The following is an 11,217-nucleotide window of genomic DNA, read 5'->3' on the forward strand; positions in this document are numbered from 1 at the left end:
ATGGCGGCACGTGAAGGGCGCGCGCCGCTGGCGCGGCGCGCTGTGGTCTACGGTGTCGTGGGGCTGGCGGCGATTGCCGGCGTCGCGATGTGGAGCGGGGCGGGATGGCATCGCGCTGCGGGTAGCGGCGAGCAGCCCGATGCGGCGGCGGTGGGCGGCGTGGCTGCGGCGCCGCTGCAGGCCGCCGTGCCGGCGAGCGGGGGCCTGCCGTCATCGCTGGCCGGTTCCAGCGCGCCGCGGCTGCCGCTCGATGCGGGCGGCCATCTCGCGAAGGTGCGCGCGGTGCGCGATTTCTTCGACTACTGCCTGACCGCGCAGGGCGACCTCAGCGCGGCCGCGCTCGATGCGCTCGTCGTGCGCGAGATTGCGGCGCAGCTCGACGGCACGGCCGCGCAGGCCGAGGCGCTCGACGTGTGGCACCGCTATCGCGCGTATCTCGACGCGCTCGCGAAACTGCGCGATGCCGGCGCGGTCGACAAGTCCGACCTGGGCGCGCTGCAGCTTGCGCTCGACCAGCGCGCATCGATCGCGTATCGCACGCTCGGCGACTGGAGCCAGCCGTTCTTCGGCGCGGAACAGTGGCGGCAGCGCTACGATCTCGCGCGGCTGAAGATCGCGCAGGATCGCACGCTGACGGATGCGCAGAAGGCCGAGCGGCTCGCGGCGCTCGAGCAGCAGATGCCGGCCGACGAACGCGCGGCGCAGCAGCGGGTCGACCGGCAGCGGGCCGCGATCGACCAGATCGCGCAGTTGCAGAAGAGCGGGGCGACGCCCGATGCGATGCGCGCGCAACTGACGCAGACGCTCGGGCCCGAGGCCGCCGCGCGCGTCGCGCAGATGCAGCAGGACGACGCAGCGTGGCAGAGCCGCTACGCGGACTATGCGGCGCAGCGCGCGCAGATCGAGTCGGCCGGCCTGTCGCCGCAGGGCCGCGACGCGCAGATCGCCGCATTGCGGCAGCGCGTGTTCACGAAGCCCGGCGAAGCCGTGCGCGCGGCGTCGCTCGATCGCGGGGCGGGCAGCGCGCAGTAACGCGGGCGGCGCCGCGTGTGACCGACCTCATGCCGCGCGCGTGATGTGCTGCGGCAGATGCTGCTCGATGGTCGCGGCGAGCGTGTCGAACGCGGGCTGGATGCCTTCGTGCGCGACGCACGCATAGCCGAGCAGCAGGCCGCGCTGCGCGGTGTCGAGGTTGCTGTAGTAGCTGGTGAGCGGGCGCACGATCACGCCTGCGTCGAACGCGCTTTGCGTGACCGCACGATCGTCGCACGCGTCGGGCAGGCCGAGCACCAGGTGCAGGCCGGCCTCGTCGCCCATCACGGGCAGCGCGTCGCCGAAGCGCGCGCGGATCGCATCGATCATCAGTTGCCGGCGCTCGCCGTACAGCGTGCGCATCCGCCTGACGTGCGACGTCAGGTGGCCGTCCATGATGAATTCGGCGAGCACGGCCTGCTGCATCAGCTGGCCTTCGCGGTACAGCTCCGACAGCCCGGTGCGGAAGGTATCGACCAGATGCTCGGGCACGACCATGTAGCCCATCCGCAACCCCGGGAACAGCATCTTGCCGAGGCTGCCGACGTAGATCACGCGGCCGCCGTCGTCGAGCCCCTGCAGCGACGCGAGCGGGCGGCTGCCGTAGCGGAATTCGCTGTCGTAGTCGTCCTCGATGATCCAGCAGCGATGCTGGCGCGCGTATTCGAGCAGCATCCGGCGCCGCGCGAGGCTCATCACCATCCCGAGCGGGTACTGATGCGACGGCGTGACGAGCACGAGCCGCGGCGGATGCTGCATGTCGCTCGCACGCGGCGCGAGCCCTTCCTGGTCGACCGGCACCGGCGCGAGCGTGAGGCCGGCCGCCTGCAAGACGCTGCGCACGCCCCAGTAGCACGGTTCCTCGACCCACGCACGATCGCCGATGTCGGACAACAGCCGCACCGCGAGATCGATCGACTGATGAATGCCCGTCGTGATGATCACCTGGTCCGGCGAGCATTTGACCGAGCGCGCGACGCGCAGGTAATCGGCGAGCGCGCGCCGTAACGGCCGGTAGCCGCCGCCCGGCGCATAGGTCAGCAGCTCGGGGTTTGCCTCCTTCCATAGCCGCGCCTGCAGGCGGCTCCACGTGCGGCTCGGAAACTCCGACACGTCCGGCACGCCCGGCATGAACGCGCCCCACTGGCGCCGCGACACGCCCGCGTGCTCGATCAGCTGCCGGCCGCGCGTCGACAGGCTGCCCTGCGCGTCCGGCTGCGGCAGCGTACCGGCGTCGGACGGCGGCGGCACGGCGCCCGGCGCACGAATCGCGGCGGCGTCCGGCCGCGTGTCGGCCACGTAGGTGCCGCTGCCGGTCGTCGTCAGCACGTAGCCTTCGGCCGTCAACTGGTCGTACACGTGCAGCACGGTATTGCGCGCGATCGACAGGTCTGCCGCAAGCGTCCGGGAGCTGGGCAGTTTCGTCCCTGGCCCCAATTCCCCGGTCAGGATGGCCTGCTGCATCTGTTGCAGCAACTGCCGGTACATCGGCTCGGACGATCCGCGGTCGAGGCGGGCGGAGAGCCAGTCGGCAAGGATCACGGTATCCAAAGTGGTCCTACTTGGAATATTGAAATGGTTCCCTAGTATAGAACCGTGCGCACCGTATAGTGGATCGCATCTCTCAAGAAAACGCCGGGCCGCCCCAAGTTTTCTTGACCCCCTCGGGGGGCCTGGCGCGAAGCGGCAGGTTTGGGGGCATTCGTAAACAATTGTCGCGCAGCAAGGGGACAGCCACGATGAAGTCCGATGATGTGATCGTCAGTTTTCGCGGTGTGCGGAAGACCTACGACGGCGAAACGCTGGTCGTCAAATCGCTCGACCTCGATATCCACCGCGGGGAATTCCTGACGCTGCTCGGGCCGTCGGGTTCGGGCAAGACGACCTGCCTGATGATGCTCGCCGGTTTCGAGTTTCCGACCGGCGGCGAGATCCGCCTCGACGGCGAACTCCTGAACAACGTGCCGCCGCACAAGCGCAACATCGGCATGGTGTTCCAGAATTACGCGCTGTTCCCGCACCTGACGGTCGAGCAGAACGTCGCGTATCCGCTGACCGTGCGCAAGCTGCCGGCTGCAGAGCGCACGGAGCGCGTTGCGCATGCGCTGAAGATGGTGCAGATGGAGCGCTTCGCGAAACGCTATCCGGCGCAGTTGTCGGGCGGCCAGCAGCAGCGCATCGCGCTGGCGCGTGCGCTCGTGTTCGAGCCGAAGCTCGTGCTGATGGACGAGCCGCTCGGCGCGCTCGACAAGCAATTGCGCGAACACATGCAGTACGAACTGAAGGCGCTGCACGAAAAGCTCGGCGTGACCTTCGTCTACGTGACGCACGACCAGGGCGAAGCGCTGACGATGTCCGATCGTGTCGCCGTGTTCGACAAGGGCATCGTGCAGCAACTCGACACCGTCGACCGCCTGTACGAATCGCCGTGCAACGAATTCGTCGCGAACTTCATCGGCGACAGCAACCGGCTGCGCGGCACCATCGCGCGAGTCGACGGCGAATTCTGCGAATTCCGGCTCGACGACGGCACGCAGCTCGTCGGCCGCCATATCGGCGAAGCCGCCGAGGGCGCGTCGGCCGTCGCGTGCATCCGCCCCGAACGCATGAGCCTCGCCGCGCACGGCGCGAACGGGCATGCGAACGGCGCAGCCGCGAACCGGCTGACCGGCGAGGCACGCAGCCTCATCTATTTCGGCGATCACGTGCGCATGCGCTGCGCGCTGCCCGGCCAGGACGAATGCTTCGTGAAGGTGCCGCTCGGCACCGGCGCGCTCGATGCGTTCTCGCCCGGCGCGCCGGTCTCGCTCGCATTCGCGCCCGAGCACCTGCGCGTGTTCGCGTGAGCAGGGTTGCCCCGATTTACCGCAGCACGTCGTCAACAACAAAGCCCACTTCCACCACGAGAGGAGAGGAACCATCATGAAACGAGCAAGCTTTACCGCGCGCCGCACCGCGCTGGCACTGGCGCTGGCTGTCGTCGGCGCATCGGCAACGGCCGCCGAACTCACGGTCGTCAACTTCGGCGGCGCGAATGGCGACGCGCAGAAGGCCGCGTTCAACCAGCCGTTCGAGAAGGCGACCGGCAACAAGGTCACCGCCGTCGAATACAACGGCGAGCAGGCGAAAGTGAAGGCGATGGTCGAGGCGAAGCACGTCAACTGGGACGTGGTCGAAGTCGAGTCGGGCGACCTGAACCGCGGTTGCGACGAAGGGCTGTACGAGAAGCTCGACTGGTCGAAGATTGCGAAGAAGTCCGACCTGATTCCGGAATCGCCGCAAACGTGCGGCGTCGGTTTCTTCGTGTGGTCGACGGCGCTGTCGTACAACGCGGACAAGCTGAAGTCGGCACCGACCGGCTGGGCCGATTTCTGGAACGTGAAGAAATTCCCCGGCAAGCGCGGGATGCGCAAGGGCGCGCGCTATAACCTCGAATTCGCGCTGATGGCCGACGGCGTCGCAACGAAGGACGTGTACAAGGTGCTCGGCACGAAGGCCGGCCAGGACCGCGCGTTCAAGAAGCTCGACGAGCTGAAGCCGTACATCCAGTGGTGGGAAGCGGGCGCGCAGCCGCCGCAGTTCCTCGTCGCCGGCGACGTCGTGATGTCGACCGCGTACAACGGCCGCATCGACGCCGCGCAGAAGGAAGGCAAGAACCTGAAGGTCGTGTGGAACGGCAGCATCTACGACCTCGACTACTGGGCGATTCCGAAGGGCTCGCCGAACAAGGCGCTGGCCGAGCAGTACATCGCGTATTCGCTCACGCCGAAGCCGCAGCAGGCGTATGCGCAGCACATCGCGTACGGCCCCGCGAACATCGCCGCGATCAAGTCGCTCGATGCGAAGACGCTCGCGAACCTGCCGAACTCGCCGGCCAACGGCAAGAACGCGGTGCTGGAGGACATCGGCTTCTGGACCGACCACAGCGACGAGCTCGAGCAGCGCTTCGCCGCGTGGGCGACGAAGTAACCGTTCAGGCATCCTGATGCAACCTGCCGTGCGGCGCGTCGTTCGCGTCGCGCGGCATTCCGCCGGAGCGTGCCCGGCCGGAGAGAACCGTTGAATACGATGACGATCGCGCCTTCCTCGCCGTCGACAGCCGCGCTCAAGCGCGAGCTGAAGGCCGCCGAGGCCCGCAAGCGCACGATGGCGCTGCTGCTGGTCGCGCCGCTCGCGATTTTCCTGCTGCTGATCTTCGTCGTCCCGATCGGCACGCTGCTCACGCGCGCGGTGCAGAACCCCGAGATCGCGACCGCGTTGCCGAACACGATTGCCGCGCTGTCAGGCTGGGACCGCAAGACGCCGCCGGCCGATGCCGCGTACGTTGCGCTCGCCGCCGACATGACGAAGGTGGCCGACAGCGAGGCGATGGGCGCGCTCGCGCGGCGCCTGAACACCGAGATTCCCGGTTATCGCTCGCTCGTCGCGAAGACGGCGCGCGCGATGCCGCTGAAGGGCGACACCGACGCGGTGCTCACGCCCGCACAGACGCGTGCGAAATTCATCGAGCTCGACTCGCGCTGGGGCGACGTCGCGTACTGGCAGTCGATCGCGAAGAACGGCAGCCAGGTGTCGCCGTTCTACCTGCTCGCCGCGCTCGACCACAAACAGGACGGTTTCGGCCACATCGTGCAGGCCAATCCCGACCAGTCGATCTATCTCGCGATCTTCGGCCGCACGTTCGTGATCGGCATCGCGGTCACGCTGTTCGCGCTGCTGCTCGGCTACCCGCTCGCGTACTGGATCTCGACGCTGTCGGAGCGGCGCGCGAACCTCGTGATGATCCTCGTGCTGATTCCGTTCTGGACGTCGGTGCTCGTGCGTGTCGCCGCGTGGATCGTGCTGCTGCAGAGCGAAGGGCTCATCAACACGGCACTGATCGGCAGCGGGCTGATCTCGCATCCACTGACGCTGCTGTTCAATCGCATCGGCGTGTACATCTCGATGACGCACATCCTGCTGCCGTTCATGATCCTGCCGCTGTACAGCGTGATGAAGTCGATCCCGCCGACCTACCAGCGCGCAGCCGTGTCGCTCGGCAGCCATCCGTTCGCCGCGTTCTGGCGCGTGTACGTGCCGCAGACCTATCCGGGCGTCGGCGCGGGCGCGCTGCTCGTGTTCATCCTCGCGATCGGCTACTACATCACGCCCGCGCTGCTCGGCGGGCCGAACGACCAGATGGTCAGCTACTACGTCGCGTACTTCACGAACGTGACGATCAACTGGGGCATGGCATGCGCGCTCGGCGGGCTGCTGCTCGCGGCGACGCTCGTGCTGTACGCGGTGTACGGGCGCTTCACGCGCACCAACGTGAGCCTCGGTTGAGCGCCGCGCACCACGAAACGGGAAAGGGAATCCGACCATGAAACTCGCCAGGCCGCTGTTCGCGCCGCACATGTCGTTCGTCGAGCGCGCGTGGTACGTCGCGCTGCGCGTGCTCGTCGTGCTGACGCTGCTGTACCTGATCCTGCCGGTGCTCGCGATCGTGCCGCTGTCGTTTTCGTCGAGCACGTTCCTCGTCTATCCGATTCCGGGCTTCTCGATGCGCTGGTACGAGAACCTGATCGCGTCCGACGAGTGGCGGATGGCCGCGAAGAACAGCTTCATCGTCGCGCCGTCGGCAACCGTCGTCGCGACCGTGCTCGGCACGCTCGCCGCGATCGGTCTCACGAAGGCCGACTTCCGCGGCAAGGGGCTGCTGATGGCCGTGCTGCTGTCGCCGATGATCGTGCCGGTCGTCGTGGTCGGCGTCGGCATGTACCTGTTCTTCGCGCCGCTCGGGCTCGCGAACACCTACACGGGGCTGATCGCCGCACACGCGGCACTCGGCGTGCCGTTCGTCGTGACGACCGTCGCCGCGACGCTGCAGGGTTTCAACCAGAACCTCGTACGTGCGAGCCTGTCGCTCGGCGCGAATCCCGTGTCGACTTTTTTCCGCGTGACGCTGCCGGTGATCGCGCCGGGTGTGATGTCGGGCGCGCTGTTCGCGTTCGCGACGTCGTTCGACGAAGTGGTCGTCACGCTGTTCCTCGCGGGCGCGAACCAGACGACGCTGCCGCGCCAGATGTTCACGGGCATTCGCGAGAACATCAGCCCGACGATCGCCGCGCTCGCGACGATCCTGATCATCTTCTCGACGAGCCTGCTGCTCGCGCTCGAATGGCTGCGCGGACGCAATGCGCGGCGCGCGGTGACCTGATCTAACTGGGCGCGACGGCGGCACACGCAAGCCGCGCGCCGGCGCATCGGTGCAATGCCGATGCGCGGTGCTACCGGCAGACGCGACCGGGTCTGCCGCCAGCGCCGACACGACGAAGCCGGGCACGAGCCCGGAAGGCGACCGGGCACTCGCCGGATCGTCGATCGTTGTGCGCTCAACGATGCCGTGCGCAACGCACGGCATTGCACGAAGCTTTCGTTTCGCTGACTGACGACGCGGCCGCCTGCACGTTCGATGCGGCTCTGCAACAATACGGATCGCGTCAGCGCGCGCGCCGGTCCTGCCGTCCGGCGCGCACGCCGCCGCGCCGCTCAATCCGCGACGCCGCGCGTCGCCCGTCAGCCGAGCCTCATCTTGTCCGAATTCGCATCTTCCGCCGGCGCCCGGGAGCCGGCCGTCAACTGGCGCGCGATGTCCGCCGTGCTGCTGGCCGTCGCGCTCGCGACGCTCGACACCGCGATCGCGAACACCGCGCTGCCCGCGATCGCCGCCGACCTGCATGCGTCGCCGGCCGCGTCCGTGTGGATCATCAATGCGTACCAGCTCGCGATGGTCGCGACGCTGCTGCCGTTCGCGTCGCTCGGCGACATCGTCGGCCACAAGCGCGTGTATATCGCCGGGCTCGCGGTGTTCACGCTCGCATCGCTCGGCTGTTCGCTCGCGTCGACGCTGCCGATGCTGACGGCCGCACGGATCGTGCAGGGCTTCGGCGCGAGCGCGATCATGAGCGTCAACGTCGCGCTGATCCGCGGCCTGTTTCCCGCGCACCGGCTCGGGCGCGGCGTCGGCTTCAACGCGCTCGTCGTCGGCGTGTCGTTCGCGGTGGGGCCGACGATCGCGTCGCTGATCCTGTCGGTCGCCGCATGGCCGTGGCTGTTCGCGGTGAACGTGCCGCTCGGCGTGTTCGCGCTTGCAGTGGCGATTCCGTCGCTGCCGCAGACGGCGCGCGGCAAGCATCCATTCGATCCGGTCGCCGCGCTGTTCAACGTGATCACGTTCGCGTCGCTGATCTTCGCGCTCGGCGAATTCGCACAGCGCGGGCCGCTGCGTATCGTGCTCGCGGCGGCGGCGGTCGCGCTGGTGTTCGGCTGGCTGCTGATCCGCCGCCAGGCAGGGCACCCGGCGCCGATGCTGCCGGTCGACCTGTTTCGCCGGCCCGTGTTCACGCTGTCCGCACTGACCGCCGTGTGTGCATTCGCTGCGCAGGGGCTCGCGTTCGTGTCGCTGCCGTTCTATTTCGAAACCGTCCTGCATCGCAACGCGGTCGAGACGGGGTTCCTGATGACGCCGTGGTCGGCGATCGTCGCGCTCGCCGCGCCGATCGCGGGCCGGCTGTCGGATCGATACCCGCCGGGCCTGCTCGGCGCGATCGGGCTCGCGCTGCTGAGTGCGGGCATGGTGTCGCTCGCCGCGCTGCCGGCGGCGCCGAACGTATTCGACATCGGCTGGCGGATGATGCTGTGCGGCGCGGGCTTCGGCTTCTTCCAGTCGCCGAACCTGAAGGCGCTGATGTCGAGCGCGCCGCCCGAGCGCAGCGGCGGCGCGAGTGGAATCATCGCGACCGCGCGGCTGATCGGGCAGGCGACCGGTGCGGCGCTCGTCGCGCTGTCGTTCGGGATCGCGGGGCGTCACGGGCCGACGCTTGCGTTGATGCTCGGCGCGGGTTTCGCAGGGGCCGCGAGCGTCGCGAGCGGGTTGCGGCTGTTTGCGCCGTCGCATCGGAGCGGTGTGCCGGCCGCGCCGGAGCGAGTGAAGGAGCCGGCGACGGAGTAGGGTGATGCGTGAATACTGCGCGACCTGAACGCGACAAAGCCGGCGCGCGGCAAACCACCGCCTCGCGCCGGCCCTCACGCATCGCTCAGAACCCGCCCGACTTGATCAGCTGGTTGAGGTTCGCGATGTTCAGGCTGCCGAAGCCGGTCGTCAGATCCCAGCCGGTGCCGGCGGTGTAGCCATAGCCCTGATAGCCGTTGTTCCCCGACACGACGTCATAGCGCACGAGCGACGGGTTCGACGGAATCGCGCCATACAGGTTGCTGGCCGGGAAACCGAGGCCCGTGCCGTTCGCCGCGAGCAGGCGCGCCCAGAAGCCCGTGAAGATCGGCGCGGCGAGACTCGTGCCGCCGATCTGCTGCAACTGGCCGTAGTTGTAGATGTACGCGCCCGTGCTTTGCGCGGCGTCGAACGACACGTCCGGCAACTGGCGGTTGCTGCCCGACTGCCACGACGGCGCCGGCAGGATCGTGCTGACGCCGCCGCCCGTCGCCCACAGCTTGCCGTTGCTGTCGAGGCCTTCGTTCCACACCGTTTCGTTCGAGAATGCGCCCGACGACGACGTGTAGAGCGTCGTGCCGCCGATCGCGAGCACGTGCGGCGACGAGGCCGGCCACGACACCGTGTAGTTCGAGCCGTCCGGATAGCCGCGGTTGTTGCACTCGTACACGCCTTCGTCGCCCGACGACACCGAGAACGTCTGGCCTTGCGCGGCGGCCGTCGTGAAGATCTGCTCTTCGGCGTCGATCGTGCCGTCCGCGTTCGCGTCGGTTTCGCACCAGCCGAGCGACACGTTGATCACCTTCGCGGTGTTGTCCGACACCGCGCGGTTGAATGCCTGCGTGAGGCCCGAGTTGCCGGACGCGTTGAGGTCGGCCATGTAGAACACGAGCTTGCCGACCTGGCCGCCGGCCGAGCCGACGATCGACTGGCTGTCGAGATCCCATTCGCCCTGGCCTTCCTGGTCGTCGCTGTAGCTGCCGCTCGTGCCGTTGGTCTTGACGGTCTGCGTGGAGACCGTGCCGTAACCGTTGCTCGACGTGAACTGCTTCAGGTCCTGCAGCGTCTGCGACACGCCGCCGATCGTGATGATGCCGACGGTCACGCCGGCCGCGGTCGGCACGCCGGTTGCGTTGTAGAGGCCCGGGAATTCCTTCGGATAGTGGCCCGTCGCCGTGCCGGCCGCGAGTGCCTGCGGCTTCGCCACGTTGCCGATGCGCAGCATCGGATGTGCACGCGCGACGCTCTGCAGCCCGAGCACCGAGCCGACGACGTTGCCGAGCGCGCTCGGCACCTGTGCGGTCGACGCGTTCGCGAAGCCCGAGCGACCCGCGTACTCGAAGTGCACGAGCGACGTGTTGAACGCGGTCTTCACCGTGCCGGCCGTGCCGCGCGCGGACACCAGCAGCCGGTTCGGCGCGACCTCGATGTTCACGAAGCCGCTCTTGCGCAGATAGTCGACGACCGACTTCACCTGCGCGTCGGTCGGCGCATAGTTGGCGAGGAACTGCTCGTGCGTCAGGTAGTGACGGTAATGCGCGCTGCCGGGCCGGTTCACGTCGCGCGCCAGCTGCTTGAGCTGCGCGGCGTTGCGCAGCTTCAGGCTGACGACGACATCCGTCGTCTCGCCGGCCGCGAGTTCGAGCGACGGCGCCGCGCTGCGCGCCATCAACTGCGGGCCGGTCAGAAAGGCCTTCGTGTGGGTATCGACCCAGTCCGTCGTCGCGTGCGCTGCGCCGGCGGCGAGCACGAGCGGCCATGCGCACGCAAGGTGGCGGGGCGAAGGAAGGGGCAGGGCAAACCGGGCATTCCTTTTCATCGGGAGTCCTTTTTAGGAGAGACGACGTTGCTGGAGCCCCCGACCCTTGTGGGGCCGCGAGCGGTGACGAGCGTAGGGCGTCGGTGCCGTTCAGGTAGCTGCCAGTTTCCATAGCTGTCAGTTCTGACATCGGCGTGCGGAATCGCATGGAGCGCACGATGCATGTGGCGAGCGGCGGGTGCCGACGAGGGAACCGGTTCGCGACACGACGGCACGACGATGCGCGACGTTCGCGCGCACGAGTCGGTCGTCGCAGCGCCGGAACGTGCGCAATGACGTCGCGGACCGGCATGCGCATGCGTGCTTCGCGACCGGGTGTGGACGCAGTCCGAGTCGCACTATGTGGTCAAACGATGCGATGCGGGCCGAGCCG

The 11,217-nt window shown here is 68.2% G+C and carries 8 protein-coding genes; 6 read left to right on the forward strand and 2 right to left on the reverse strand.

Features of this window, described 5'->3' with window-relative positions; translation table 11 throughout:
* The gene (locus LXM88_RS35365; protein WP_262544127.1) at positions 1-1,032 is read left to right on the forward strand and encodes a lipase secretion chaperone; all 1,032 of its coding nucleotides are present in this window, start codon (positions 1-3) and stop codon (positions 1,030-1,032) included.
* Between the two features lie 27 nt (positions 1,033-1,059).
* Here the strand turns inward: LXM88_RS35365 and pdxR are convergent, their stop codons facing one another.
* A complete protein-coding gene (gene pdxR / locus LXM88_RS35370; protein ID WP_262544128.1) occupies positions 1,060-2,583 on the reverse strand; it encodes a MocR-like pyridoxine biosynthesis transcription factor PdxR in 1,524 nt (507 codons plus the stop codon).
* Positions 2,584-2,771: 188 nt separating this feature from the next.
* On the opposite strand from pdxR, the gene LXM88_RS35375 reads away from it, so the two are divergent.
* The 5 genes from LXM88_RS35375 (at position 2,772) to LXM88_RS35395 (ending at position 9,025) form a co-directional block, all read left to right on the forward strand.
* Positions 2,772-3,878, forward strand: coding sequence for an ABC transporter ATP-binding protein (locus tag LXM88_RS35375; RefSeq protein WP_111020483.1), 1,107 nt, complete (start codon positions 2,772-2,774; stop codon positions 3,876-3,878).
* 76 nt (positions 3,879-3,954) lie between these two features.
* Positions 3,955-5,001, forward strand: a complete 1,047-nt coding sequence (locus LXM88_RS35380) for an ABC transporter substrate-binding protein (RefSeq protein ID WP_034180027.1) — start codon at positions 3,955-3,957, stop codon at positions 4,999-5,001.
* A gap of 99 nt (positions 5,002-5,100) precedes the next feature.
* Positions 5,101-6,357: an ABC transporter permease gene (locus tag LXM88_RS35385; protein WP_262547084.1), complete on the forward strand. Its 1,257-nt coding sequence runs from the start codon at positions 5,101-5,103 to the stop codon at positions 6,355-6,357.
* Positions 6,358-6,394: 37 nt separating this feature from the next.
* Positions 6,395-7,231, forward strand: a complete 837-nt coding sequence (locus tag LXM88_RS35390; RefSeq protein ID WP_262544129.1) for an ABC transporter permease — start codon at positions 6,395-6,397, stop codon at positions 7,229-7,231.
* A gap of 375 nt (positions 7,232-7,606) precedes the next feature.
* Positions 7,607-9,025 carry an MFS transporter gene (locus tag LXM88_RS35395; protein WP_262544130.1) on the forward strand — a complete coding sequence of 473 codons (1,419 nt, stop codon included), beginning with the start codon at positions 7,607-7,609 and terminating at the stop codon, positions 9,023-9,025.
* Positions 9,026-9,110: 85 nt separating this feature from the next.
* Here LXM88_RS35395 and LXM88_RS35400 read toward each other — a convergent pair whose 3' ends face one another.
* The gene (locus LXM88_RS35400) at positions 9,111-10,844 is read right to left on the reverse strand and encodes a S53 family peptidase (protein ID WP_262544131.1); all 1,734 of its coding nucleotides are present in this window, start codon (positions 10,842-10,844) and stop codon (positions 9,111-9,113) included.
* Positions 10,845-11,217 lie beyond the last annotated feature (373 nt).

The sequence above is a fragment of the Burkholderia sp. S-53 genome (assembly GCF_025560745.1).
Lineage (GTDB): Bacteria > Pseudomonadota > Gammaproteobacteria > Burkholderiales > Burkholderiaceae > Burkholderia > Burkholderia pyrrocinia.

Coding starts and splice junctions, on each gene's coding strand:
- LXM88_RS35365 (WP_262544127.1), top strand. CDS start 1: ATGGCGGCACGTGAAGGGCGCGCGCCGCTGGCGCGGCGCGCTGTGGTC.
- LXM88_RS35375 (WP_111020483.1), top strand. CDS start 2,772: ATGAAGTCCGATGATGTGATCGTCAGTTTTCGCGGTGTGCGGAAGACC.
- LXM88_RS35380 (WP_034180027.1), top strand. CDS start 3,955: ATGAAACGAGCAAGCTTTACCGCGCGCCGCACCGCGCTGGCACTGGCG.
- LXM88_RS35385 (WP_262547084.1), top strand. CDS start 5,101: ATGACGATCGCGCCTTCCTCGCCGTCGACAGCCGCGCTCAAGCGCGAG.
- LXM88_RS35390 (WP_262544129.1), top strand. CDS start 6,395: ATGAAACTCGCCAGGCCGCTGTTCGCGCCGCACATGTCGTTCGTCGAG.
- LXM88_RS35400 (WP_262544131.1), bottom strand. CDS start 10,844: ATGAAAAGGAATGCCCGGTTTGCCCTGCCCCTTCCTTCGCCCCGCCAC.